The sequence below is a fragment of the Marinobacter sp. X15-166B genome (assembly GCF_001752365.1).
Lineage (GTDB): Bacteria > Pseudomonadota > Gammaproteobacteria > Pseudomonadales > Oleiphilaceae > Marinobacter.
In genome coordinates, this window is sequence record NZ_MEIY01000001.1 from 184,522 (window position 1) to 209,779 (window position 25,258).

The following is a 25,258-nucleotide window of genomic DNA, read 5'->3' on the forward strand; positions in this document are numbered from 1 at the left end:
GTCACTTGTTGGCACGTCACTCTAAAGCAAATCAGGGTATCATTACGACGACTTACTTTGCCTTTCCGCATAACAAATGGTTCTTCAAAAACTTTCGACCTTCATTCGCATATTCCTCACGGAGTTCGTTTACCTTACCCCAGTCAATCCGGTCGGTAATTATTTCGGGGGCAATGTCGGCCACTGAACTCACCAATCTATCTTCAAGCCCCAACATCGATAAAAGAGAATTAAACCTTGCCAGCCCTCGCTTCGAGTTACCCACTGCAATGAACGGCCTATTAAACAAAATAGCAAATACCGTACCGTGAAATGAGTCCGTGACGACGAATTGCGCTTCTCTGAAACTTTTCAGCCACGCTTCGACCGAAGGGTAAATGCACTGTTCAATATCAGTGGAGCGCACTTCAGAAACGAGCTTTTCGGGCATTATATAAAGCGAATCAATTTGAAGTATTTCTGCCACGGCTTTCGAGATCTTCTGCTTGTCCTCGCTAGAGTCGAGAATGTACGAAAGTACGAGAGAATTATGTTCATTTTCAACATCTTGGGCAACAAGTGCTTCGTAATCGCTTGGGGCTAAAAGAAGCGTGGGATCTACAACCCAGTCCGGGTTTATTCCGAACTTTGTCTTACAAAGTTCAATCGCCGACTTTTCTCTAACCGATACTGCATCAAATTTCTTGACCAGTGGCCTGCATTTTTCCTTGACATTCTCAGGATATTCCCACTCATCTACACCGAAGGAAGCTGCATAAGCCACACGAATAGCTTTACTACCTAGATCATCCAAAAAATTCAGAAAGAAATTAAGAATACTGGGGGAATATCGCGGCCGCCAAACCTGATCACTGCCTACTACGAAAGCGTCAAACTTTCGGTTTCGGTAATACTCCCGCAATTCTTGCTCACTTGTGATTCTTGGCGAAATGGTTATCCGTCGATCACGAAAATTAGCCAGCTCCTCCAATGCCCGCGTCTGTTTCTTAGCGGTAGGTATCGATTTAATGCGACCTAACATTAGCCTGGCAAGATTGAGAGCGTGACTTTTCGCAGAGGATACCCGCCCGGCCTCTGGTGCGCGCCTGTCCAGGGTTTCCACCTCACACCCCAGCTTTTTTAAATAGGTTTGTAAGGCATAGGCTTGGAGTAAACCGCCATAGTTGTGGCCTAGAGGTTGGGTGAGGATTGCGACTTTCTTTTTTACCATTTAAACGCCCTGTCCCATCGAAACCTAATTAACGCTATAAGCTTACGCTTCACAAAAGAAAGCACTCTACGAGTAAACGAACGCCCTGGCGAGCATCCCGAAAATAAACAAGTTTCAGCGTGACCAAATAATATGACAGGTCGCCCGTCGCTTTTGCATTCTGAAACGACCGATGCGACAGGGCCCTCCACTCGGTTCTTAAGCGCTGCCGTTTCATTTCATAGACATTATGACTCCCCACTAGGGGGCTGCCCCCGCCTCGTGGGTTAGCCTCAGCCAGAGCCATACTTTACGTGTTCACATGCGTAAAATTGGGGGGGCAGCACTATGAAAAAACATAGCACATTGTTCATTGGCCTGGATACGCACAAAGACTCCATTGCCGTGGCCTATGCCACAGATTCCCGAAAAGAACCGGTGACTTACCTGGGTGCCATCGGCACCCAGCACTACGCCATCCGCAAGATGGTCCGGCAGTTTGAATCCCGACACCCCGGATGCCAACTTCAGTTCGTTTATGAGGCCGGTCCCTGTGGTTACTGGCTTTATCGTTTGTTATCCAGTTGGGACTATCCCTGCTTCATCGTGGCACCTTCACTGATTCCGAAGAAGCCCGGGCAGCAGGTGAAAACCGACAAACGCGACTGCATGCAACTGGCGCAGCTGCTCCGTAGCGGGGACGTTGACCCCATCTACGTGCCGGAACCGGAAGATGAGGCCATCCGCGATCTCTCCCGGGGCCGGGAAACCGCCATGTGGGATCTGAAGAATGCCAAGTGCCAACTTAAGGCGTTTCTTTTGAGACACGATATCCGATATACCGGCTCGGCCAACTGGTCGGCAGCACACATCCGGTGGCTCTCAGAATTGGTCATGCCCACGCCGACGCAGAACACAGTGTTCCGGGAAATGCTCTACACCATCGTAGAGCGCCACAAACGATTGGAACGGCTCGACACCGAACTGGCCTATCAGGTACGGCGCTGGCGTTTTTACCCGCTGGTCAAAGCCGTCCAGGCGCTTCGGGGTGTACAGCTGCTGGTTGCCACCGGTGTCGTGGCTGAGCTTGGCGACCTTCAGCGCTTTGATAACCCCAGGAAGCTGATGGCCTATGTGGGCCTGACACCCAGTGAACGCTCCAGTGGCAACCGGCGACGAATCGGACCCTTGACCTGTGCCGGTAACAAACGGGCAAGACGGATGCTCATTGAGGCCGCTCATGCGTATCGATACCCGGCGAAAACCTCAAAAATCCTGCAACTCCGTCAGGAGGATCTGCCCAAAGCCATTGTAGAGAAGGCTTGGGATACCCAGGTCCGACTCTGCCGGCGCTATCGAGCACTGATGCAGCGCGGCAAACACCGCAACGTGGTGGTCGCCGCGATTGCCAGAGAACTGGTTGGCCACATTTGGGCTATTGCCCGGGAAGTGGTCATCGCCAAGCCGGATCCAAGGTTGATGCTATGACAACGATTATGGGGCAGGACAGGCCTCTCAGGCCGCGGAGTGTGAAGCAACCCTCGACGCGCGTTAGGAAGCCTGGCTGAAGACTCAGACCAGACGCTCGTTCCTAGACGGAGGACCGGCTTCACGACGGAAAAGTAAGGTGGTGAGAACCCACGGATATCAGCATGAAAACCGTCGACGATTACTGGCCTCAGCGTCTGTCCTGACCCGCCCTTTAATAGCGGGATCGTAGCTCTGAAAAAATGGGCCTGGACTGGTGCGTACCTCTTGACGTGGGGAGTCATATCAACGCGTGACCCTACCCCAGAATTCAGGTCCATTTAAAACTGGAAAATCCGGCATGATAGGACCTTGAACAGGAGATCATGCCATGAAGCGATCCCGTTACACCGAACAGTTGATTGGTGGGCACTACCTTTTCTCCGGAGCCGCCCTTAGCGTAGGTGATGTATCCGTTCGCGGGTTGAGACGGATCTTTGCTTCGGAAGGCTATGCCTTCAAGTTCCTTTAGCTAAAGGGCTGGCTGCGGGTAAGCCCGTTCATTACTTGCCCAAAGCCTTTTTCAATACTTTAACCCCGCGTTCCCCAAGCACTCCTCGCGCCATATTTTTGGCCGTTTTCTTATGATCCTTCTTGATATTCCTAATCATCTCCAGCGCCCGGCTTTCTTCCTCACTATCCGTAAACACCTCAAACACGATAGACTGCCCGCTGGTATTCTTCGTTAAGAACTCACCATACACCGCCTCATACTCTTCCTTGGACGATGCACTGATGTACTTAAAACCCAAATCCTGGGCATAGTGTTTAATCAAGGTTGGAGACTTGTTGCCGTAATGCCCTGAAGCGGAAATAAACTCGTCCGCCTGCTCACCAAAATGTGCAGCTACATGGTTATATTGGCGGAACTCAGTGCCTTTGCCGTTGTTGATGACCATAATGCGCAGATTGTTACCTGCGTGTCGATTGCCGAGCGCATTCATGTCGTAAAAAAACGCCAGATCGCCGATGATACAGAAGTAGAGTTTGTCAGGACTGGCGAGCGATGCGCCTAACAGACTGGAAAGCCCTCCATCAATTCCAAAGCCTCCTACGTTAGACATAGACCTAACAGAATGTGGTACCTCAAAGAAATTCCACGAGCGAAGGCTATTCAGGATCCCAAAATGAACAACCGAGTCTTCAGGAATCCTGTATGCGGTGCGCTGTGCTACCCAAATGTTAGAAAACGGAATCTCTGGAATCTCCTCCTTAACTTCCTTCAGGCGAGCCAGGCATTGCTGCAAGTATTTATCGGACGAAGTTTTGGATGGATCTGTATAGCGCTCGAAGAACGTTTTTTCATCCATCTCGAATACGTAACGCAGCTTACGGAAAGTATCGCGGATTTCGCCGTCTTCACTGACGCGCCAGACTTCTTCGCCCACCATTCTCATACCGGCGTAGTCGCCGGTCACTTCACCTATGTGAATCATTACATCCGGCCTTTCGGAGGCTAGGTCCATCTGGTCCTGGCTGGCTGCGAGAGAGTAGAGCAAGCGATATTGCCCCTTGTAACCACTGGTATGGTCACAAAAAACCACGGCATTGTTGCTGCTGCAGAAGTTATCCAGAGCCTTTGTTTGCTCAGTGGTGAACTCCCGGTGAGCACCAATGAACACCGCAACCCGGCCTCTCAGTTCTGGCAGTTTGTCGGTAGTGCTGAACCGATCCATTACTCGGCAATCTGGTAGGGTTTGAGTGTCATATGACCGGCTGTAGCGTGTGGGTAAGTTGATATGTACAGGCCCACCGCCGCCGCGTTTGAGCGCAAGGATGGCTTGGTTGACTTTTACTTCACACTCCCACCAATCGTCATCGTCTTTAACGATGGGAAGTTCGACACTGAATCGGTGGGTATCATTCTGCTTAACGCTACGATCAATGACCTGTGGAACATGGTGCCCCACCCTACAGACCATTTGCGTTGATGTAATCGCAAGCACTGGCAGTTTTCGATAATACGCTTCCGTTAGCCCTGGCAAGTAATTTCGAGATGCAGTGGCACCGGTACAGCTGATAACAATGGGCTCACCAGATTCATGAGCTAACCCACAAGCCAAGTAAGCAGCAGACCGCTCGTCTACGGAAGAATAAACCTGAAAATATGAATCATTCTGCATACTACAAACCAAAGCCATATTTGTAGTACCCGGTGACGCAATCACCTTCCTGATACCATTCGCTTTCAAAAGCGCGATGATAATCAGGGCGTTTTTTTCATCAGTGTAAAACTTGCTCATAATTCTACCAAACGAGATGTTTAATTTTTGATAAAACGGTAGATAAGGTACTTGATCATCTGCTTCCAGTGATCAAACTCTTTAAGGCTTGCCACCTCTCCGGTGTAACGGTCTTTTATTGCCTCAGAACGCCAGTCGATCGACAGAAACTCGGGGTTATTCAGAAACTCTTCTAGGCAACGGGTCAGTCCCTGTTCTGTGTGCCAGAAGGCGTCCAAATTGGCAAATTCGGCAACCTTCGAGTTATCAAATACCCTGTTAAACAAGCGGTCGTATTTAATTTGATACTCAGCAGGCTTACAACGGGAAAAATCGTTGAGCCCCAGTAGCAGCGCCTTGGGGGGAGCCCAAGTTTCTTTTCCAGCACTTCCAGGTAAATGTTAAGAACGTCGCGCCAACTGAGGGCGTCCTGTTGAGTAATGTGATAAGCTTGCCCCAGTGCCTTGGGCGCGCCGATCACAGCCGCCATGGCGCCTGCCACGTCCAGGCCGTAGGTGAGGGTTGTCAGCTTGGAGGCTATATCTTCCGAGAACACAATGGTGCGACCCCTGAGCGCTCGGTACAGCCAGCCTTCTTTTTCCATTACGCCGAGTTGCAGGCGCTCCTCACTATAAGTGATGTAAGGCCGAACAACCGTCCAATTCTTACAGGCAGACTGGCGGAGGGTATTCTCTTGCCGCGCTTTGGCCAGTGAATACTCGTCGGTTTTGAGAAACTCATCATCGTCAGACCGATCGAGTAACCGTGGAGAATCTTCTTGGATTGGTTCAACGCTATCGGCGTACACGCGGGCTGAGCTCAAAAAAATGTATTGGGTAGTCGCGGCCAGCAGTTTTGGCGCACGTTGCTTAAAAGCAGACGTGTCATATACCATGAAATCGACAATTGCATCCCATTCACGGGCTAGCAATGGAGAAAGAAAACTGTCCTCTTTTGCATTACCCTGGATGTATTCAATGTTGCCAGTAGATTGACGGGGGGAGCGGGTTGTAACCCAAATCTTATCGCCTCGTTCCGAAAGCAGATTCACCAGGTGCTTACCCATCGCACCCGTACCGCCTAGTACCAAGATTTTTGTCATGCACTTTGCAACGTAGGTAATCGTGAACGGATCATAGCAACCACTTTCATGCGCCATGCTTTATCGAGACCGATGAAGTACATGGCAACGGTAGAAACAATGAAGCTGGTAAAAATGACGAGCGCCGACCAATAATACCCAACCGGCAACAACTGATTCATAGCGTAAATAGGAAGCGCTGTAAGAAAAACAATAATCAAAACCGGTAATGCTGTGGACCGTAGAAAGTTTGCCATCGGGAATCCGGTGAGCCGGTTGACGAGAAACAGCCGAACACCAAACATCAATATGTTAGCCACGATGGCTACGACAAACACACTATAAGCCGGAGCACCTCCGGCAATGACAGCCCATGCCGTAAGTAATATCCCAATTTGAATTGTGCCGAGAGTGAGCTCATAGGCCTTCATTTTTCCTGGAGCCCTTGCGGCAGCTGTTAACGGCATACTCACCGATAGTATCAGAGCCTCTACAAGAGCTAGCTGCGCGAAAAGCACTGTATCCGATGGTACGGTCGTCAGCCAGATGCCCAGTATGGTTTCCATTTCAACCATCATCGGCAAGGCAAATAGCCAAAGCAGGAAAAAGGTGATTTTAGACCCGCCGGTGATCAGTCCGTACATTTCCTGTCGTTGATTAGCGGCATAGCTTTTAATGATAGGCGGATAAAGGCTGGCGTTAAAGTTTCCGGAAAATATATTGACCTGACTGGCGATTTGTACCGACAGAGCTCTAGCCGCGACAACTGCCGGACTAAAAGACTGGTTCAATAAAACTGTAACGGCATGAGTACGGGCGATGGTCGATATCTGCCCAAAGACTGTCCAACCAGTAAAGCCGATAATCTCTTTCAGTAACGCGGAGTCCCAATAGATCTTCCGAAACTGACACTCCTCGTAGCGATACAAGCATATGCCGATATACAGAATGGCGTTTACAACACCGACACATAGCACCAGCAGCCCATAAATTTCCAACTTATCCCAAGCTATATATTGCAACATAAACACCACACCCAGCTTCATAAACGCCTCAAGAATTGAGACATAGGCGTAGAGCGTCATATCTTCATGGGCCATGATTATGGCCATGAAAGGGCTGGTGATCACACTGACCAAAAAAGTGAGTGTTGCGCAGTGGTAAAGTACTTTAGCTGCCTCGAATCGCCCTTCAGGTACAGCAAGCTCTGCATCAACAAACCAGAGGCCGACTGTTTGGAGAATTATAAATGCAAACAAAGCAACTGAGGCGTAGAGCACAAGATTTACGGAGAAGGTCTTTTTCAACCGCTCGTCGTTTTGTTCGCCTAGGGCAAAAGAGAAAAAACGCTGTGTTGCCTGGGCCAAAGAACCCGGCAAAAAGGTGCTGAGCGCAACAATCCCCCCAATGGCACCGTAGATGCCATAATCCTCCACCCCGAGTTCATCGAGGACGATCCGCACGGTGTATAGGCTTACAACTAGGATTAAGAGCTGACGAAAATAGAGCATCAGCGTGTTATTTGCTATTCTTTTGTTACGGACTGAGGTCATGTAATGGAGTGTTTTCTTCAAAAATGGAGTTAATTCAATTAACGAAAAGCGCAGGGACTTAGACTAAAACTACGAGCTAGCCTGAAATAATACAGCCAGTTTGGTATCAAGTTTGGTAAATGGATATCTGATTCTGGAAACACTTGACAGGTCATAATTCGACACATCCCTTGGAAAACCCTTTTACACTGTTGGAAAGGGGCAACTTTGTGTTCCAAGGCTGGAAATATTGTCTAACCCCCAAAAGCCAAGAAAGCTTGGAAACTTTCTTTCCAACGCTGGAATCTCACAAACGTAACCTATTCATTATAAAGGATCCTTAAAACTGAAAAGGGCCGCTTATCCAGAGTTTCTCTCTATTCAGCCCAAAAAACGCAAGCAAGAACACGCCGGCAACATGGGATGAAAGGCACGCCAGCACCAATTAAAAAACATTCAAGATTGGTGTTATTCAGGCTCTGCAGTAATCAGCTGCTCTCTTACTGCAACAAAAAACTCACTCATAAACGCCATAAACACCCCCATCATCCCCCCCAGCAACACCGCCAAAACAACAATCAGGCTGCGTTTTGGGCTTGTTCTTGCTGCGCTTTCCCGGCTGGTCACCAGCACTTCCACGCTTCTCAGGCTTTCCGCCATACTTTCAAGTTGGGTGCGTTTCTCAAGAGCAGCGGCCAGCGCTTCCCCCGCATTTTGTTGCCCTCTCAGGGAGTTTAAGACTTGCTCCAGCGAATCCATTTGCCGCGCCAGACCGGTTTGCGCGTGTTTGATCAATCCGTCTTGATGGCGCTTGACGCTCTCAATCAAAGCCTGATGAGTGGCTGTCACTGTATCGGCCTCAGTCTTTTTCGCCTCAGTAGCGAATCGTATCAAGCCAGTGTTTTTGGGGTTGCTGAACGTCACGCTCAATGGCAGTGGGTTACCGTGTTTGGCTCGGTAAATGGTCGCCACTTCCGGCAACCAGCGGCTCTCCAGGGTGGCGATGGTGCTTTCTACTGACTGTATGGGCTCATCGCTGTTTTTTTGCGCAACCTGTATCAGACTGATGTATTCGTATTTTTCCGGCGCTAGTAACGCGTAGGCTATCCCCGACAGGGTGACGGTAATAGATACCACATAAAACACATAGCGACGGCGGATGAAGGTGGTTGCCAAATCAACCAAACTGATTTCGTCCGCGTAATCAGTACGCTGGGGCAGCGATTCGTTCATTTTCAAAGAGCCTGATGGTAAGGGTTGAAAGGGTGGAACGGAGTGCAATATTGCAATGGTTGCCGAGTGTTATCCAGCTACCGGATGGCCGCGCCGTAACCTTTGGGTAGCCGCTGTGAAGCACGCTACCGCCCCACCAACCAGAGTCCAGTGTTTTGAGGTCATTGTATTAAAACACAGACCCGGCCCCCCTGAAGGGCAGCGGCGAGGTAGCATTTAAAGTGGTACTCGTTCACAAAAGCGCGCCAATTGTACGTCACCAAGCGCTCATATCAAGCGACAACGGTTACTGCAGGTTACAAAGCGTACGAAACGCAAGGTTTGACCCGTAAGCTGCTGCTGTCAGTCATTGACACCCTATGTTTTTATATTGGCAAGCGGTACCGCGACCGACTGATGGCGCTGCATAAAATTGATCAGCACTATGGCACGCTCGTCGCCATCGTAACTCTGAAAGATCGCCTCGAGCCCCTTAAACGGGCCGTCTTCTATGGCGATCGGCTGGCCCGGTTTGAGGCCACCGAGTTCGTCAATCGTCCGCAGGCTGGCCTTGATGGCCTGTATCACCTCATCGGCAATGAAGGCCGGTTTGTTGGCAAAGCTGACCACCCGCAATACCCCCCGGGTGGAGCGCAGCTTGGACCAGGCGGGGTCCGTCGGCTCCAGTTGTACAAACAGATAGCCGGGAAACAGCGGCTCCAGCCGGGTTACCCGCTTGCCAGCGCGGACTTTTTCCACCGGCACCTTGGGGTAAAAACACGCAATGCGCTGATTTTGCAGATGTTCGACCGCGCGGTCGCCCTGCGCGGGCTTGTGTTGCAGTGCGTACCATTTCATACCCTGCGCTCCTTGCTGTTAATGAATGGAAGATGCTTATTTTCCGGCTGCGATGAAATGCGGGTTGAGCACATCGGGCTTACCGTACCGTAACGGGCCGCCGCTGAAAGTGATGACCCGACCACCCGCCGCGGCCAGGACGGCGTGGCCCGCCCCGGTGTCCCACTCAGAGGTCGGCCCCAGCCTCGGGTAGAGGTCGGCGCTGCCTTCGGCGATGCGACAAAACTTCAGCGAACTGCCGGCCTGCACCAACCGTTGGGGCCCGAGCGTGCCGATATAGGCTCGGGTGGCGTCGTCGAGGTGATTTTTGCTGGCGAGCACGCGGGCCGTGGGGCTGGGTACCACCACGTGAATGCGGCGGACCCTTTGCTGCCCCGGCTCCCCGTCGCGCTTCCAGGCACCCTCGCCTGCTGCGCCCCAATAGGCTTGTTGCAAGGCGGGGGCGGTAACCACGCCCAGTACCGGCCGGCCGTGCTCAATCAAGGCAATATTGACGGTGAATTCGCCGCTGCGCTGGGTGAATTCTTTGGTGCCGTCAATGGGGTCCACCAGCCAGAAGCGGAACCAGCGCCGCCGCTGTGACCAGGGCGCGGTGGCGGCCTCTTCCGACAACACCGGGATGTCGGGCGTCAGGCTTTGCAAGCCGGCCAGAATGACTGTATGGGCGGCCAGGTCGGCGGCGGTAACGGGTGAGTTATCCGCTTTGTAGGCCACTTTGAAGTCGCTGTTGTAGATCTCCATGACTTTGACGCCCGCGGCATCTGCGATGTTGAGGACGTCAGGGAGCAGATCGGGGTAATGCATGGGCGCGGTCATCCACTAGGGTCAGGCGGCTGGGGTTGAGCGGGGATGATAGCACCCCGGCCCCTCTCCCCCAACCCCTCTCCCGCCGGGGGCGAGGGGCTTAAAGGAAATCAGCAGGCGCGCTGGCGATTTTCTTTTCGACGGCTTCGCGGGGCAGTGCGGAGGCGGCTTCGCGGTCCAGCACGATGGTGAGGTTGGCATGCTGTTTCAGGGCCGAGGCGGGCAAGGCTTCGTCGATTTCGCTGTGATACAGCTCCGCCATGATGTCCGCTTTGTTGCGACCGGTGGCCACCAGGACAATTTCTTTGGCTTCGAGGATATCCAGAATGCCCAGGGTGATCGCACGGGTGGGCATTTCATGTTTATCCGCAAAAAACCGGCTGTTATCCAGGCGGGTTTGCGCAGTGAGCTCCACCACATGGGTACGGCTGGCAAACGACGTTTGCGGCTCGTTAAAACCGATGTGGCCGTTGGTGCCAATGCCCAGCAACTGAAAATCCAGCCCCCCTCTGATCTTGATGGTGTCCGTATAGGACTGGCAGGCCTCGTCGAGATTGCTGGCCATGCCGTCGGGGAGGTGGATGTTTTGCGCCGGTATGTTCAGCTCATTGAATAAATGCTGGTACATATAATAATGGTAACTTTGCGCATGCCCCGCGCTGAGGCCCACGTACTCATCCAGGTTGAACGTGGTAACGGTCGACACATCCACAGCTGCTTGCTGCAAGCCACGCAACAGCTGCGCATACACCGGCACCATGGTGCTGCCGGTCGCCAAACCCAGTACTGCGGTCGGGATTGCCTTGATGGTGCCCAGAAGGCGCGCCGCCGCGTAGTGTGATACTTCGTCGGTCGTGTCAAAGATCTTATACATAATTATCAGTGGCTTGTTTCTGCCCGGTGGTTGGTATCGGTCAGAAACGGACGTATCGACCTGAGAGTTGCGGCAATATTTTACGGGGATTGAGAGGCATAGCAAGACGAAGGCAAGGATCGGCTCAGAAGCGCGGCGGGGCAGTCTGACGCCAATGGGGACAGACTAGGGTCCACCCCCGGCAGAATGAATACTTATCGCCGGCACTCAATATGCCCGGTGACCATATCGGAGCCGCCGGACACGTTCCCCAATAGATCGGAGTTGGCGAAGATGCCCGAGCGGTGGAGCAAGGACAGGCCGGTGTAACATTGTCGGGGGGCGCTGTCACCGAACAGCAGCTGCAGGGGCACATCAAACTGGGCCTCAAGGTAATTGAGGAAGCGCCCGGAGTTGCGCTGGCGGCGGGCCTGTTTGACCTGCTCGACCGCGGGTATCTGGTCGGCGTAGGAGAACCCGAACCCCAAACCGTAGCGGAACAGTTCTTCCCGAGTTTTGGGCGAATGCCGGGTGGTCATCGCCATCACATAGGCGTTGTACTCAAAAATGTCGCTCTGGTAGCCGTTTTCGAAGCGACGGTTGACCGACAACCGGCCCCAGTAATCCAGGTGTTTTCCCTCCGAGAGCAATCTGCCGACGGTAAGGCCTCCGATGTAGGTATGGGCGTCCTGACTGCGGGTCAGATCGCCCCGGTGGGTGCGGTGGAACGGGCCTTCGGCGGCATAGCCGGCGTTAACCCGCCAGGAACGCTCCCCTTCGCGCCTGGAGCGCCCCGGTGTGGTGGCGTCGCCCAGCACGCTGCCAAACTGGTAGCTGAACCCGAGCCATGCGGCGCCGAGCTGGCGCTCATCCACCAAGGGACTGCGGTGCACTTCTTCGCTTACCTGCTCCACGGCGAGATGAGAAAACACCAGCACCCGGGGCGTCCACTGGTACGAGACGTTGATGCCGGACCGTAAAAAGTCCGTTGATCCGGGTTGATAGACGGGGCGGTCGGCCCGCGCTTCGTCGGCACGGACACCGTAGTAATAGTTGACCAGGTCACGGTCCTGATAGATGTAGCTGACAAAGGGCGACAGCGTCAATCGCCCGGAGCGCCACCGGTACCGGTAGCTCAGGTTCCACTCATAACCATTGTGACGGCCCATCAGGTCGCTTACCCAGGCGGCCGACACCGCCCCCCAGCCGTTCTTCAGGGCCACCGACAAGCCCCCGTCGACGGTCTGCCGACGCTCACTCATTCCGGTAAAGTAGTCGTTGGCATCCGGCTCCAGGCGATCAAAGCGGTAATCGACCAGTGCGTCGACCGCCCACCGGTCGTTGTTGAGCAGGTGGATGCCTGCGGAGCTGCCACGGGCAAACAGCCACTCGCCTTCGTACAGGTACAGCGGGATCAGGTCGTGTTTGTTGCCGTTCAACAAGCTGGACACGTGCTTGACCCCCCGATAAGGGTTGGTGCCACCCCGGATTGCGGCGCCCAGCGCGACTGCCCCGGGCTGGGCACCTGGGTTGACGATACTGAGCGCCTGCCGCTCGCCGGCAAAACTGTTGGACGCCAGTAAACACACGCTCAGTAATACACTGCGCCATGCGGCATTAGTACACATTCATCTGATCCAGACATTGGGGAATGGCGGATCATACCCACTCCCCATGGGCGCGGCATCGGCATTATCCACCATTTATCTGCGAAGGTGGGGACAGACTAAAGTCTATCCCCTTGCTGTACCTCCCTCGCCTCTGGTGGGTGAGGGAGTAAACACTCGGTGCCTGAGGCAGTGCAGTAGCCCTCGCCCTTGGCGGGAGAGGGGGCTAATGCACCGCGTTAGGGGAAACTTGGCGAATGGCATAGTTTGTTATTATCTGCCATGATTCTTTCAGGAGGACTCAAACTATGGCAACAATGAACGTCTCTTTACCTGACGCAATGAAACAATGGGCCGAAGAACAAACCCGCACCGGTCGCTACAGCAATGTTAGCGACTATGTGCGCGATCTGATTCGCAAAGATCAGGACAAGGCCGAGAAAATTGCAAGGATGCAAGCGATGGTAGAAGAAGGTATCAACAGCGGTAAGGGCTCCCGATCAATGGATGAGCTCCATCACGCTGCCCGAAAACTGACCCCAAGCCGCTAATTCAGCATGGCTTACGTGCTCAGCCGAAAAGCCGAAGAAGATGTCATCAATATTTTTGTTGAAGGCGTCCATTCCTTCGGGCTACACCAAGCTGAACGGTATCACTCGCAACTGGAAAAATGCTTTCAGTTCCTCGCTGACAACCCGACTGCTGCACCTCAACGCACAGAGATCACTCCACCGGTACGAATTCATCCATCCGGCTCTCACTTGGTGATCTACCGGATCGAGCCGGATAATGAGGTGTTCATTATCCGGGTTCGTCATGAGCGCGAAGATTGGGTAGCTTCAACACCGGGCACAGAACGCTGATCGGAATGTTGAATCTGGCTTTGCCCCCTCTCCGATACGTCGGATCACCCACCCCCTCTCCCCCGGCCCCTCTCCCGCCAGGGGCGAGGGGAGTAAACACTCGGTGCCTGAGGCGTTGCAGTAGCCCCTCGCCCCTGGTGGGATAGGGGGAATGGATCCGGGGGCAGACTTAAGTCTGCCCCCTTTCATTGGCAGGGAGGTTAAAAACCGTTGCGGCGTCGTTTTTCGCTGCGGCGCATCAGGTACCAGGCGATGAACGCGATCAGCGACACCGTCAGGATGATCAGCGCCGCCAGGGCGTTGATTTTGGGGGAGACGCCCATTCTGACCGAGGAGAACACCACCATCGGCAAGGTGGTGGCGCCCGGGCCGGAGACGAAGCTGGCGATGACCAGGTCGTCCAGCGACAGGGTAAACGCCAGCAGCCAGCCGGAGACCAGTGCGGGCGCAATCATCGGCAAGGTGACCACGAAAAACGTTTTCAGCGGCGTGCAGCCCAGATCCATGGCGGCTTCTTCAATGGAGCGGTCCACTTCCTGCAGGCGCGCGCTGACCACCACCGCCACGTACGCACTGCAAAAAGTGGTGTGGGCGATCCAGATGGTGACCATGCCCCGGTCCCCCGGCCAGCCGGTCAGTTCCGCCAGCTGCACAAACAGCAGCAGCAGCGACAGACCGGTGATCACTTCCGGCATCACCAGCGGTGCGGTGATCATCGCCGACAGCAGGTTGCGCCCGCCCATGCGCTTGAAGCGGGTGATCACGAACGCACACAGGGTGCCCAGGCACACCGCCATACTGGCCGAGTAGAAGGCGATTTTCAGACTCATCCACACCGCCGACAGTATCTGCTGGTCCTGAAACAACGCGCTGTACCAGTGGGTGGAAAACCCCGCCCACACGGACACCAGCCGGGAGGCGTTGAACGAATACACGATCAACACCAGCATCGGCAGGTACAAAAACACCAGCCCCACAATCAGCATGATTTTGGAGAAGCTGACACCCCGTGCATTAACCATTCTTCGCCATCTCCCGGCTCTGGAAGCGGTGGAACAACACAATCGGCACTAACAGCAACGCCAGCATGACGATCGCCAGAGACGACGCCACCGGCCAGTCGCGGTTGTTGAAGAACTCTTCCCACAGCACCTTACCGATCATCAGCGTGTCCGGGCCGCCCAGCAACTCGGGGATCACGAACTCGCCCACCGCAGGAATAAACACCAGCATGGAACCCGCCAGAATGCCGGCCCTGGACAGCGGCAGGGTGATCGCCCAGAAGGTGGTCAGGCTGCGGCAGCCCAGATCCGACGCCGTTTCCAACAGGCGCACGTCCAGCTTCACCAGATTGGTGTAGATGGGCAGCACCATAAACGGCAGGTAGGCGTAAGTAATGCCCAGAATCACCGCAAAGTTGGTGTTCAGCAGTTTCAGCGGTTCGCTGATCACCCCCAACCCCAACAGGAAGCTGTTCAGCAACCCCTGATTGCCGAGAATGCCCATCCACGCGTACACCCGGATCAGGAACGAAGTCCACGATGGCAGCATCACCAGCAGCAGCAACACCAGCTGCCAGTGCCTGGGTGCCCGCGCCATGGCATAGGCCATGGGGTAGCCGATCAACAGGCAAGCGACGGTCGCCATAAACGCGGTTTTCACCGAGCCCCAGTAGGCCGCCACGTACAGGCTGTCGGACAGCAAAAACAGATAGTTGCCAAAATTGACCACCACCGACAGGGTGTTGTCCACCAGCCGGAACACCGGCTCGTACGGGGGTATCGCCATCACCGCATTGGTCAGGCTGATCTTGAGGATCAGCGCAAACGGCAGCAGAAAAAACAGCAACAGCCAGGCGAACGGAATGCCCAGCAGCACCCGGCGATGGAACAGCGCAGCGCGCGCCCGCTCCACCCAGGGAGCGGCGATCAGGTTTCGATTCACGGCATCAATTCCCCAACAGAATAGGACTGGACGCTTCCCAGGAGACGAACACGGTGTCGCCCCAGGTGGGCCGCTCACCACGGCGCTCCACGTTGGTCATGGTGGCCTGCACCCGTTTGCCACTGGCCAGCTTGACGTAGTAGGAGGTGATGTCCCCCAGATACGCAATATTATCCACGGTGCCCTGGCTCCAGTTGCTCTCCCCGGCCGGCTTGTCCGGCGTCAGGTAGATTTTTTCCCGGGCGCAGGGCCACCAGGGTGTCGGTGTTTTCGGCCGACGTGGTCACGCCCCGGTCAATAAAGACCGGGGCGTCCAGCAGCTCGCTGTGCAACAGCACGCTGTCCGGATTATCTTCCATGATATTGGCCTCAAAGATATTCACCGAGCCGATGAACTCCGCCGTCATGCGGCTGTTCGGGCTCTCGTAAATATCGATGGGCGAACCCACCTGGGCAATACGGCCGGTCGACATGATGGCGATGCGGCTGGCCATGGTCATGGCTTCTTCCTGATCGTGGGTGACCATCAGGCAGGTTGCGCCCACTTTCTCCAGAATATCCACCAGCTCCAACTGCATTTCGGTGCGCAGTTTTTTGTCGAGCGCGCCCATGGGCTCGTCCAACAGCAACAGCTTGGGGCGTTTGGCCAGGGATCGGGCCAGCGCCACCCGCTGCTGCTGACCGCCGGATAACTGCTGGGGCCTGCGCTTGGCGTAGGGCTCCATCTGTACCAGTTTGAGCATGGCAGCGACGCGATCGCGGATCTCATCCTTCGGCAGTTTGTCCTGTTTCAACCCCATGGCAATGTTCTGCTCCACGGTCATGTGCGGAAACAGCGCGTAGGACTGAAACATCATGTTGGTCGGGCGCAGGTGCGGCGGCAGGCCGGTGATGTCCTGGCCGTCGAGCACGATGCGGCCGCTGTCGGGGGTTTCAAAACCCGCCAGCATGCGCAGCAAGGTCGACTTGCCAGAGCCAGAGCCGCCTAACAGCGCAAAGATCTCACCCTTGTGGATGTCGAGACTGACGTCGTCCACCGCCAGGGTGCTGTCAAAGCGTTTGCAAATCCCACGGATGCTGAGTAACACGTCACTAGCGCCCCGACTTCACGTTGGTCCAGGTACGGGTCATCAGACGCTGGGCGTCCTGCGGCCGACCTTCCATGATGTACAGGTTGCTTATCACGTCGTCTGTGGGGTAAATGCTGGTGTCACCAAGGATTTCGGCACTCACAAACGCATTGGCCGCCGTGTTCGGGTTGGCGTACCAGACGTAGTTGGTGATCTCGGCGATGACCTCCGGCTTCATCAGGAAGTTGACCAGCTTGTGGGCGTTATCCACATTGGGCGCGCCGGCGGGGATGGTCATCATGTCAAACCACAGCACCGCACCTTCCCTGGGGATGGTGTAGCGGATGTCGTTGCCATTGTCGGCCTCCTCAGCCCGTGCCGCAGCCTGCAGGATGTCACCGGAATAACCGGCGGCCACGCACAGGTCGCCATTGGCCAGATCACCAATGTAACGGGACGAATGGAAGTAAGTGACGTTCGGCCGCACCGCCTTGATTACCTCACCGCCCTTCTTGATGTCGTCGGCGTTGTTGCTGTTCGGGTTCAGGCCGATATACGCCATGGCGGCGCGCACCATCTCTTCACCGGAATCGAGCATGGCAATGCCACAGCCGCCTTTGGCCAGCTTGGCGGTCACGACCGGATCAAACACCAGTGCCCAGGAATCGGTGGGCGCGCCCTCACCCAGAACTTTCTCGACACGCCCGGCGTTGTAGCCATAGCCGTTGGTGCCCCACAGGTACGGCACGGAGAACTTGCTGCCCGGGTCGACCTTTTCCAGTTCGTTCATCAGCGCCGGGTTGAGGTTGGCCATATTCGGCAGCTTGCCGTGATCCAGCGCCACAAAGGCCTTGGCGGTGATCTGTTTGGCCACGTAGTGGTTGGACGGTATCACCAGATCGTAACCGGAACGGCCCGACAACAGGGCGGCTTCGAGCACCTCGTTGCTGTCGTAGACGTCGTACACGACTTCGATGCCGGTCTCCTGGGTGAACTTCGCCAGAGTGTCCTCGGCGATGTAATCCGACCAGTTATACACACGCACTTGTTCCGCCGCGTTGGCGGACCAGACACACAGAGACAACGCAGCAGAGGCGACCAGCGCCTGTGGCTTACACAACTTCAACATGGGTAACGTCCCTCACTTAAAAGGGATTGGAGAAAAAGCGTGCCGGACGCACGCGGTGTTGTGCAGGTGGGCTGAGGGAAGGTCGCGAGGGTGTCGCAGACTCCTTTGAGGCTTGCCCTGGAATCGGCGGTGGGGGCTCCGCTGGAGGTACCGACCGTATTCGCGCGCTTTATACCTCGAGATTGCCCCGTGCGCTACCACAATTTTGCATCGGTGCAAGGGAGTTGTACCTACGCCCGCCCAGAACGTCTGGGGCCGGCTACGGACACGCTGGCATCCCGTTTGCTAATAACACAGCTTGAGATAAGATGGAACAGCACAGTTTTAAAAATATCGATAAAACTGGCATCCCTTTACTTCATTAGCGTGATAAAAATGGACTCCCCAATTCGTGTTCGCTACCAGACCCTCGAGGTGGGTAGCGTAGACATTCATGTCTGTACATTGCGTGACATCAAGCAGTTTTATGACCCGGACGGCGCCGCCAAAAAAATGGGCATCTCCTCCGCCACCTGGCCCCTGTTCGGGATCATCTGGCCCTCCAGCCTGGTGCTCGCCCATTTCATGGCCGATTACGACACCGCCGGTAAGCGGGTGCTGGAAATTGGTTGCGGCATCGGCTTACCCAGCCTGGTCCTGAACAAGCAAAACGCGGACATTACCGCGACGGACTACCACCCGGAAACCGGCAACTTTTTGCTGCGCAATGCCCAGCTGAACAACAGCGATGCAATCAATTACCAGCAAGTCGACTGGGCTGACCAAACCCGCCACCTCGGCCAGTTTGATCTGATCATCGGCAGTGACCTGCTCTACGAAGACGAGCACATCAAACTGCTGGCCCGCTTCATCGAACGCCACGCCGCGCCGGATTGCAAGGTAATCCTGGTGGACCCCGGCCGTGGCCGCAAGAATAAAATCAGCGTGAAAATGGAAAAATTCGGCTACCGCAACACCCACATCCGGCCGGACGACACCAGCTACCTGGACCAGCCGTTTAAGGGGCATATATTAAAGTTTAAGCGGAAGGGTGAGCAGCGGGTGAACTGAGCTACCTCAATCAAGGGGACAGACTTAAGTCTGTCCCCGTCTTTCTCACAGCATCAAGCATGAACATCACCACTATAGCCGACACCCAGCCGGCATATAAGCCGCCTTCCAGGTGGCCGCCACGGCGGTGATGTCCAATACGCAGCTCCACTCCCCTGTCGCGGTGCGTTCAAACCGCAGCACCAGGCCTGCCAAATTTGGTTGGGCATTGCCGCCCATGGTCACCTGCAGGTGCCCCGATCCGTCGGCGCCCAGCGTTGCAATGTCGGTTGCAGGGTTACCCGTGGTGAGGTTCGAGGGGGCGTAACCAATATCACTATTAGTGACCGCCGCCCCGGAGCCTGCCCGCTCTTCAAATGGCGCCCTATACGCGGATAGCTCGCCCACGGCGCGGTTCACCTGTGTTTTCGCTATATACCCCTGGTAGGACGGTATGGCTACAGCGGCCAGTATGCCAATTATGGCTACGACAATCATGAGCTCTATCAGGGTAAAACCGGAGTTTTTTGTCATGAATATCTCTGGATGAGCGTGAATGATACACACAACGAAGCAAGTCTCGGGCCAGCGTGTTTTTAGCCATAGTACAGAGTCAAATCCGCGCTTTTTTCAAAAAACCTTAATCGCATTTATGGCATCTGATCCGGATGGCGGGGGAAATTACCGTGAAACCAAAAACGCGGCAGTGTTCCTGCAGGAACATGCTTTTGGTAATACTGGAGATCATTTTCCATGGCGCTGTAATATGCTTTTACTTCACTGAACCAGTATAAGCTCAGCCCTCCGAGAAACATCGCAACCAATCCGGCCGCAACAAAGCGGCGCCTGGAGCGCTTGGGCGTAGCAGGATCATGCTCCGGGGTGATCAACACCCAGAAGACACTCAACACCAAAAAGCCGATCAACATCGAACCGGGCGCCATAAAAACCGCGGATACGCCTGCATGCAACATCGCCGCAGAAACGGAGGCGGTAAATGCGGCCAAGGGCAACGCCAATCCATCACGGTCACCAGCGTGCACCTCAGCTCGTCTCTGCCAGAACAAACGAATCGCCTGCCCGACCAGGAAAAAAAGCGCGCCAATCAAGATCCAGCCATACTCTGCCGCCCACATTAAATACATATTGTGGGGGTGACCAAACTTAGGCGACTGACGGTACTCATCCGTCAATATGTCGTGGGTCAACCAAGACTGCGGCCCCATGCCGAAGGGGAAGTTTTCAAGGCTCATACGCCAGGCCTCGATAAACAATGGCACCCGACCAGAAGAAGTAGTGTGCAAAATTCGCATACCAACTTCGTCTTGAAACATCGAGGGAATAATTACTGACAATATCACCCAGGCAAACACACCATAAGCCAGGTAACGCACAAACACCCGCAACCAAGGTAGCGCTGGGCGACCAATCAGAACAGCAGCCAGAACAACTCCGATGGCAATACCCAGCACGCTGCCCCGGGACATCGACAGAAACTCTATCCACCACCAGAGCGCAGCGCCCAGTGCTACGAAAAAGCGCCAGAGACGCTCATCTTTGAGTGGCCCTAATAGTACAGCCAAAGGTAAGATAGGTAATAGCCAGGTTGCTATATGGCTCCAGTAACGCATACTGACAAAGCCCCAAGGTATATAGTTGGATAAGTGCGCCACCCGGTCAGACAAGGCAAACAAATATACCGTTATGGTCGCGGCCCCGTACGCGAACACAGCAGCCGCTGCAATATAAACCAATTCAATAACCCAACGTTGTTTATGCCCGCCCTCTCCCGACAAACCACCTACAAGCACGAACCCAAGAAAGAAAGCCACATACATTCCTGGTTCAACCCAAACATACAAAAGGTCATGATATGGAGCCGCCAACAATACTAAACTAGCGACGGCCAGCAATACCGGCCAAATATTCCTCCACTCCCCCCAACCTTTTTGGTTCACCCAATACGCCCCGGACAAACTGACGGTCAACGCCAATCCCCCTGCCAGTATATATCGCTGGAACGCATAGCTACCTATTGACAGAGGCAGCAAGTCTGCAAATAGCACGCTGACAAATATTGCGACAGCGATTAGCCACCGAAAAGCACCCCAGTCTTTTTGCACCATAACCTCTGTCAGACAATAGCTACATGAATACCGTCAGTAAACGGCGAGCCCAAACTTTTTCTCCGCAGTAAAAATGCATGAGATCGTTAAAAGCAGTGCGGAACTAGGCAATACCCAAAACACTCTCCAGTCAACCACTGCATTTTATACAGTGCGACACCCCCGCCTCTGGAGAAAAGTGCTCGATGGACCGAATAATGTTTAGCAAACTTCATGGCGTACTGCGGCCATCACTACTCCGCGCAATTCGCTCACTAAGCCCTGCAGAAGATTGATATAAACCATACCCCTCCCCTTCGTTATCATTAACAACAACGCGGCAATAAAAAAGGCTTGACGGTTAAACACCGCCAAGCCCCTTCTCATCTACAACCCTAAATTCAGCTTACAACCACTTCAAACGTTCAAGCAGCGTATTTGAAGTTAGGTAGTGGTGCAACCTGCAGGCGCATAGCTATCTTTCCATGAGGTCGCTCCCGCCCCGGCCACTTCACAAGTCCAAGTGCCGTCGGCCTCACGTTCCCAGGTAATCGTTGCACCCTGAATGCCCGCACCGGCGTTGCCTGCCAAGGTAGCAACTAAAGTTCCTGTGCCACCCGTAAAGTCTGCATCAGCTGCGAAAACATCGTCGGTCAAATTAGATTGAACATATCCGGCATCCGCACCAGCGATAGTCGTTTGTCCGCGCTGAATGCTTTCCTCGATTGCAGTTCGGTACTGTGACAGCTCGCTATAGGCCCGATTAACCTGCGTGCGCGCCGTGTAATCCTGATACTGCGGAATCGCGATCGCAGCCAAAATACCGATGATCGCCACAACGATCATCAATTCAATCAACGTAAAACCTTGTTGAGCTTTTTTCATGTCATAACTCCATGACTTCTGGATAGTAACGCTCCATTGCTGAGCGGCCTGCGGGTACTGTAGCAGCGAGTATGCCAAACACAAGCACTTAATATATTCGCCTTCCAAATCAGTGAGCTAGCGCACAAATGCAATTTCAGTCGCCACCCGATTGCCGGCAACCCCTGCCCTTCGCTGGCACTGAGTGACGCTTTTTGTCACTCTTTGCCCGACCGCAAGCTTTTGTGACGCCAGCGCCGCATTGGCTTTCAAAACTTCCGCCGGAGCTCTAAACTCTAGAGCGTTCAGACTCCGCTTTATTTGGATTCCTTTTCAGCAATTTGGGAAGCTCGCTTCAGATTCTATGGCTACAGACAAAAGAAATGTGACGCTCACCGGTTTGGCCCGTCGCTTTGTGGAAGACGAACTGCTGGACGAGGCCACCGCGAAGGACGCCTTCCTGCAGGCGTCTGAAAACAAGACCCCGCTGATCACCTACCTGGTGCAGAACGAACTGGCCGACAGCAGCGGTCTGGCGTTTGCCGCGGCGATGGAATTTGGCGTGTCGGTGCTGGATCTGAGTGCGTTTGTGCCAGAGATGATGCCCGACAAGCTGGTGGACGAAAAACTGATCCGCAAACACAACGCCCTGCCCCTCTACAAACGGGGTAACCGGCTGTTTGTGGCGGTCTCCGACCCCACCAACCTGCAGGCCCTGGATGAAATCAAGTTCAACACCGGGCTCAGCACCGATGCGGTGTTGGTGGACGACGCCCAGCTGCGCCGGGCCATTGAGGCTCATCTGGAATCCCACGATACCTCCATGGGCGACCTGGACGACGTGGATCTGGAAGGGGTTGAAACCGAAGGCGGTGACCGGGATGACGATGACGACGCGACTGCCGCCGAAATTGACGACGCTCCCATCGTCAAATACGTTAATAAAATGCTGTTGGACGCGATTCGCACCGGCGCCTCGGACATTCACTTCGAGCCCTATGAAAAAACCTACCGGGTGCGCTACCGCACCGACGGCATTCTCAAGGAGATCTCCAAGCCTTCGATCAAGCTGGCTCCAAAGATCGCAGCACGGGTCAAGATCATGGCCCAGCTTGATATATCTGAACGACGCGTCCCCCAGGATGGCCGCATAAAAATGAAGCTGTCGCAAACCCGGGCGATCGACTTTCGGGTGAACACCCTGCCAACCCTGTGGGGGGAGAAAATCGTCCTGCGGATTCTCGACCCCAGCCAGGCCAAGCTGGGCATTGACGCCCTTGGCTACGAAGAAGACCAGAAGCAGCTGTTTATGGATGCGCTGGAGCAACCCCAGGGGATGATTCTGGTGACCGGCCCGACCGGCTCGGGTAAGACGGTGTCGCTGTACACCGGCCTCAACATCCTGAACACCAACGAGCGCAACATATCCACCGCCGAAGACCCGGCCGAAATCAACCTGGAAGGGATCAACCAGGTGAACGTCAACACCCGCGTCGGCCTGGGCTTTGCCGAGGCGTTGCGGGCCTTTTTGCGCCAGGACCCGGACGTGATCATGGTGGGGGAGATCCGGGATCTGGAAACCGCCGAGATTGCCATCAAGGCGGCGCAAACCGGCCACCTGGTATTGTCCACCCTGCACACCAACAGCGCCGCCGAAACCCTGACGCGAATGATGAACATGGGGGTGCCGGCGTTCAACATCGCCACCACGGTGAGCCTGATCATCGCCCAGCGCCTGGGCCGCCGGCTGTGCAATGCCTGCAAACAGCCGGCCACGGTCCCCAAAGACGTGCTTTTGAGCGAAGGGTTCACAGAGGCACAAATTGACACAGGCTTTACGTTGTACCGCCCCAAAGGCTGTGATAAATGCAATGGGGGATACAAGGGCCGCGTCGGTATATACGAAGTGGTGCCGATAACCGAAACGCTGGCCAACATGATTATGGAGGAAGCCAGCTCTATCCAGATTGCCAAACAGGCGCAGACCGAAGGCTTTGCCAGTTTGCGTGAATCGGCGCTGGTCAAAGTCGTTCAGGGCGTAACCAGTCTGGAAGAAGCTAACCGGGTAACCAAGGATTAAGCATGGCAGAAAAAGCTCAGAAACTCTCCGCCTACGTGTGGGAGGGGAAGGATCGCAAGGGCAATAAAACCAAAGGGGAAATCTCGGGGGTCAGCACTGCGCTGGTGAAAGCGCAATTGCGCAAACAGGGCATTTTCCCCGGCAAGGTCCGCAAGAAGCCCAAGCCGCTGTTTGGGGGCAGCAAAAAAATCACCCCGTTTGACGTCGCCATGCTGACCCGCCAGCTTGCCACCATGATGAAAGCCGGGGTGCCCCTGGTGCAGAGCTTTGACATCGTTGCCGACGGCATGGACAACAAGGGACTGCAGGAACTGGTGATGGCGCTGCGCAATGACGTGGCCTCCGGCACCAGCTTTGCGGGCGCGCTGCGGCGCCACCCCAAGCACTTTGACGATCTGTATTGCAACCTGGTGGATTCCGGTGAAAAGGCCGGCGCCCTGGAAGAGATGCTCGACCGGGTGGCCCAATACCTGGAAAAAACCGAAGAGCTGAAAAAGAAGGTCAAAAAAGCGATGACCTACCCCATTGCCGTCGTGGTGGTGGCACTCATCGTAACCGCCATTCTACTGGTCAAGGTGGTGCCGCAGTTCGAGAGCCTGTTCCAGGGGTTTGGCGCGGACCTGCCGGTATTTACCCAGATGGTGGTGCGGCTCTCTGATTGGATGCAATCCTGGTGGTTTGTGGTGTTGCTGGGCATCGTCGGTACCCTGTTTCTGTTCAAGGAAGCAGTGCGGCGCTCGCTGAAGTTTTCTGATCTGGTCGACCGGCTGGTACTGAAACTGCCGGTGGTCGGGGAAATTATCGACAAATCCGCCGTGGCCAAGTACGGCCGGGTGCTGTCCACCACCTTCGCCTCCGGGGTGCCTTTGGTGGACGCGCTGGATTCCGTTGCCGGGGCCACCGGTAATGCGGTGTATCGCGATGCGATCATGAAAATCAAACACGATGTAGCCAGTGGTACCCAGCTGCAGGCGTCCATGCGCAGCGTTGAGGTCTTTCCGGTGATGGCGGTGCAATTGACCGCGATTGGTGAGGAATCCGGTAATCTGGACGAGATGCTCGAGAAGGTGGCCGACCATTACGAAGGGGTGGTTGACGACATGGTGGACAACCTGACCGCGCTGATGGAGCCGATGATTATGTCGGTGCTGGGGGTGCTGGTGGGCGGGTTGATCATTGCCATGTACCTGCCGATCTTCCAGATGGGTAGCGTGGTTGGGTGATGGTTCCACACCCCCTCTCCCACGAGGAGAGAGGGGGTAAACACCCAATGTCTGAGCAAGACGGGG

21 protein-coding genes and 1 pseudogene are annotated in these 25,258 nt (G+C 54.8%); 6 read left to right on the forward strand and 16 right to left on the reverse strand.

Going from position 1 to position 25,258, the window contains the following annotated elements; genetic code table 11:
• Nucleotides 1-52: 52 nt before the first annotated feature.
• On the reverse strand, nt 53-1,210 hold the full coding sequence (locus BG841_RS00875; protein WP_070055936.1) for a polysaccharide pyruvyl transferase family protein: 1,158 nt from the start codon (nt 1,208-1,210) through the stop codon (nt 53-55).
• 327 nt (nt 1,211-1,537) lie between these two features.
• Here BG841_RS00875 and BG841_RS00880 point away from each other — a divergent pair, with 327 nt between their 5' ends.
• The gene (locus BG841_RS00880; protein WP_070055937.1) at nt 1,538-2,677 is read left to right on the forward strand and encodes an IS110 family transposase; all 1,140 of its coding nucleotides are present in this window, start codon (nt 1,538-1,540) and stop codon (nt 2,675-2,677) included.
• Nucleotides 2,678-3,219: 542 nt separating this feature from the next.
• Here the strand turns inward: BG841_RS00880 and BG841_RS00885 are convergent.
• The 8 genes from BG841_RS00885 to BG841_RS00920 form a co-directional block, all read right to left on the reverse strand.
• Nucleotides 3,220-4,959 (reverse strand): thiamine pyrophosphate-binding protein, encoded by a 1,740-nt coding sequence (locus BG841_RS00885; RefSeq protein ID WP_070055938.1) that lies wholly within the window; start codon nt 4,957-4,959, stop codon nt 3,220-3,222.
• 184 nt (nt 4,960-5,143) lie between these two features.
• Nucleotides 5,144-6,040 (reverse strand): NAD-dependent epimerase/dehydratase family protein, encoded by an 897-nt coding sequence (locus BG841_RS00890; RefSeq protein WP_198929145.1) that lies wholly within the window; start codon nt 6,038-6,040, stop codon nt 5,144-5,146.
• Nucleotides 6,037-7,572, reverse strand: coding sequence for a hypothetical protein (locus BG841_RS00895; RefSeq protein WP_228141556.1), 1,536 nt, complete (start codon nt 7,570-7,572; stop codon nt 6,037-6,039). The genes BG841_RS00890 and BG841_RS00895 overlap by 4 nt, the downstream gene beginning before the upstream one ends.
• 447 nt (nt 7,573-8,019) lie before the next feature.
• Nucleotides 8,020-8,784 carry a Wzz/FepE/Etk N-terminal domain-containing protein gene (locus tag BG841_RS00900; protein WP_070055940.1) on the reverse strand — a complete coding sequence of 255 codons (765 nt, stop codon included), beginning with the start codon at nt 8,782-8,784 and terminating at the stop codon, nt 8,020-8,022.
• Between the two features lie 357 nt (nt 8,785-9,141).
• Nucleotides 9,142-9,621, reverse strand: coding sequence for a transcription/translation regulatory transformer protein RfaH (rfaH, locus tag BG841_RS00905; RefSeq protein WP_070055941.1), 480 nt, complete (start codon nt 9,619-9,621; stop codon nt 9,142-9,144).
• A gap of 36 nt (nt 9,622-9,657) precedes the next feature.
• Nucleotides 9,658-10,425: a 3'(2'),5'-bisphosphate nucleotidase CysQ gene (cysQ, locus tag BG841_RS00910; protein WP_070058625.1), complete on the reverse strand. Its 768-nt coding sequence runs from the start codon at nt 10,423-10,425 to the stop codon at nt 9,658-9,660.
• Between the two features lie 100 nt (nt 10,426-10,525).
• Nucleotides 10,526-11,299, reverse strand: a complete 774-nt coding sequence (nagB, locus tag BG841_RS00915; protein ID WP_070055942.1) for a glucosamine-6-phosphate deaminase — start codon at nt 11,297-11,299, stop codon at nt 10,526-10,528.
• Nucleotides 11,300-11,493: 194 nt separating this feature from the next.
• Nucleotides 11,494-12,906 carry a MipA/OmpV family protein gene (locus tag BG841_RS00920; protein WP_070055943.1) on the reverse strand — a complete coding sequence of 471 codons (1,413 nt, stop codon included), beginning with the start codon at nt 12,904-12,906 and terminating at the stop codon, nt 11,494-11,496.
• Nucleotides 12,907-13,193: 287 nt separating this feature from the next.
• On the opposite strand from BG841_RS00920, the gene BG841_RS00925 reads away from it, so the two are divergent.
• Both BG841_RS00925 and BG841_RS16385 read left to right on the forward strand, forming a co-directional pair.
• Nucleotides 13,194-13,436, forward strand: a complete 243-nt coding sequence (locus BG841_RS00925) for a type II toxin-antitoxin system ParD family antitoxin (protein WP_070055944.1) — start codon at nt 13,194-13,196, stop codon at nt 13,434-13,436.
• 6 nt (nt 13,437-13,442) lie between these two features.
• The gene (locus tag BG841_RS16385; RefSeq protein ID WP_074454269.1) at nt 13,443-13,748 is read left to right on the forward strand and encodes a type II toxin-antitoxin system RelE/ParE family toxin; all 306 of its coding nucleotides are present in this window, start codon (nt 13,443-13,445) and stop codon (nt 13,746-13,748) included.
• Nucleotides 13,749-13,948: 200 nt separating this feature from the next.
• Here the strand turns inward: BG841_RS16385 and BG841_RS00930 are convergent, their stop codons facing one another.
• From BG841_RS00930 to BG841_RS00945, 4 genes and pseudogenes are all read right to left on the reverse strand, one after another.
• Nucleotides 13,949-14,770, reverse strand: a complete 822-nt coding sequence (locus tag BG841_RS00930; RefSeq protein WP_070055945.1) for an ABC transporter permease subunit — start codon at nt 14,768-14,770, stop codon at nt 13,949-13,951.
• Entirely contained in the window at nt 14,763-15,662 is a 900-nt protein-coding gene (locus tag BG841_RS00935; protein WP_070058626.1) for an ABC transporter permease subunit, read from the reverse strand. Before BG841_RS00935 ends, BG841_RS00930 begins: the two co-directional genes overlap by 8 nt.
• 34 nt (nt 15,663-15,696) lie before the next feature.
• Nucleotides 15,697-16,780 (reverse strand): annotated as a pseudogene (locus BG841_RS00940) (ABC transporter ATP-binding protein).
• A 4-nt stretch (nt 16,781-16,784) separates the two neighbouring features.
• Nucleotides 16,785-17,891, reverse strand: a complete 1,107-nt coding sequence (locus BG841_RS00945) for a polyamine ABC transporter substrate-binding protein (RefSeq protein WP_070055946.1) — start codon at nt 17,889-17,891, stop codon at nt 16,785-16,787.
• A gap of 375 nt (nt 17,892-18,266) precedes the next feature.
• Between BG841_RS00945 and BG841_RS00950 the strand changes: the two genes are divergently transcribed.
• A complete protein-coding gene (locus BG841_RS00950) occupies nt 18,267-18,941 on the forward strand; it encodes a class I SAM-dependent methyltransferase (RefSeq protein ID WP_070055947.1) in 675 nt (224 codons plus the stop codon).
• A gap of 72 nt (nt 18,942-19,013) precedes the next feature.
• Here BG841_RS00950 and BG841_RS00955 read toward each other — a convergent pair whose 3' ends face one another.
• The 3 genes from BG841_RS00955 to BG841_RS00965 form a co-directional block, all read right to left on the reverse strand.
• Nucleotides 19,014-19,454 carry a pilin gene (locus tag BG841_RS00955; protein ID WP_070055948.1) on the reverse strand — a complete coding sequence of 147 codons (441 nt, stop codon included), beginning with the start codon at nt 19,452-19,454 and terminating at the stop codon, nt 19,014-19,016.
• A gap of 116 nt (nt 19,455-19,570) precedes the next feature.
• Nucleotides 19,571-21,046: an O-antigen ligase family protein gene (locus BG841_RS00960; RefSeq protein ID WP_070055949.1), complete on the reverse strand. Its 1,476-nt coding sequence runs from the start codon at nt 21,044-21,046 to the stop codon at nt 19,571-19,573.
• 423 nt (nt 21,047-21,469) lie between these two features.
• Nucleotides 21,470-21,910, reverse strand: a complete 441-nt coding sequence (locus tag BG841_RS00965) for a pilin (RefSeq protein WP_070055950.1) — start codon at nt 21,908-21,910, stop codon at nt 21,470-21,472.
• 343 nt (nt 21,911-22,253) lie between these two features.
• Here BG841_RS00965 and pilB point away from each other — a divergent pair, with 343 nt between their 5' ends.
• Both pilB and BG841_RS00975 read left to right on the forward strand, forming a co-directional pair.
• On the forward strand, nt 22,254-23,969 hold the full coding sequence (pilB, locus tag BG841_RS00970) for a type IV-A pilus assembly ATPase PilB (protein WP_070055951.1): 1,716 nt from the start codon (nt 22,254-22,256) through the stop codon (nt 23,967-23,969).
• Between the two features lie 2 nt (nt 23,970-23,971).
• Nucleotides 23,972-25,192 carry a type II secretion system F family protein gene (locus BG841_RS00975; protein WP_070055952.1) on the forward strand — a complete coding sequence of 407 codons (1,221 nt, stop codon included), beginning with the start codon at nt 23,972-23,974 and terminating at the stop codon, nt 25,190-25,192.
• The last annotated feature ends 66 nt before the right edge of the window (nt 25,193-25,258 follow it).

Coding starts and splice junctions, on each gene's coding strand:
- BG841_RS00875 (WP_070055936.1), bottom strand. CDS start 1,210: ATGGTAAAAAAGAAAGTCGCAATCCTCACCCAACCTCTAGGCCACAAC.
- BG841_RS00880 (WP_070055937.1), top strand. CDS start 1,538: ATGAAAAAACATAGCACATTGTTCATTGGCCTGGATACGCACAAAGAC.
- BG841_RS00885 (WP_070055938.1), bottom strand. CDS start 4,959: ATGAGCAAGTTTTACACTGATGAAAAAAACGCCCTGATTATCATCGCG.
- BG841_RS00890 (WP_198929145.1), bottom strand. CDS start 6,040: ATGACAAAAATCTTGGTACTAGGCGGTACGGGTGCGATGGGTAAGCAC.
- BG841_RS00895 (WP_228141556.1), bottom strand. CDS start 7,572: ATGACCTCAGTCCGTAACAAAAGAATAGCAAATAACACGCTGATGCTC.
- BG841_RS00900 (WP_070055940.1), bottom strand. CDS start 8,784: ATGAACGAATCGCTGCCCCAGCGTACTGATTACGCGGACGAAATCAGT.
- rfaH (WP_070055941.1), bottom strand. CDS start 9,621: ATGAAATGGTACGCACTGCAACACAAGCCCGCGCAGGGCGACCGCGCG.
- cysQ (WP_070058625.1), bottom strand. CDS start 10,425: ATGCATTACCCCGATCTGCTCCCTGACGTCCTCAACATCGCAGATGCC.
- nagB (WP_070055942.1), bottom strand. CDS start 11,299: ATGTATAAGATCTTTGACACGACCGACGAAGTATCACACTACGCGGCG.
- BG841_RS00920 (WP_070055943.1), bottom strand. CDS start 12,906: ATGTGTACTAATGCCGCATGGCGCAGTGTATTACTGAGCGTGTGTTTA.
- BG841_RS00925 (WP_070055944.1), top strand. CDS start 13,194: ATGGCAACAATGAACGTCTCTTTACCTGACGCAATGAAACAATGGGCC.
- BG841_RS16385 (WP_074454269.1), top strand. CDS start 13,443: ATGGCTTACGTGCTCAGCCGAAAAGCCGAAGAAGATGTCATCAATATT.
- BG841_RS00930 (WP_070055945.1), bottom strand. CDS start 14,770: ATGGTTAATGCACGGGGTGTCAGCTTCTCCAAAATCATGCTGATTGTG.
- BG841_RS00945 (WP_070055946.1), bottom strand. CDS start 17,891: ATGTTGAAGTTGTGTAAGCCACAGGCGCTGGTCGCCTCTGCTGCGTTG.
- BG841_RS00950 (WP_070055947.1), top strand. CDS start 18,267: ATGGACTCCCCAATTCGTGTTCGCTACCAGACCCTCGAGGTGGGTAGC.
- BG841_RS00955 (WP_070055948.1), bottom strand. CDS start 19,454: ATGACAAAAAACTCCGGTTTTACCCTGATAGAGCTCATGATTGTCGTA.
- BG841_RS00960 (WP_070055949.1), bottom strand. CDS start 21,046: ATGGTGCAAAAAGACTGGGGTGCTTTTCGGTGGCTAATCGCTGTCGCA.
- BG841_RS00965 (WP_070055950.1), bottom strand. CDS start 21,910: ATGAAAAAAGCTCAACAAGGTTTTACGTTGATTGAATTGATGATCGTT.
- pilB (WP_070055951.1), top strand. CDS start 22,254: ATGGCTACAGACAAAAGAAATGTGACGCTCACCGGTTTGGCCCGTCGC.
- BG841_RS00975 (WP_070055952.1), top strand. CDS start 23,972: ATGGCAGAAAAAGCTCAGAAACTCTCCGCCTACGTGTGGGAGGGGAAG.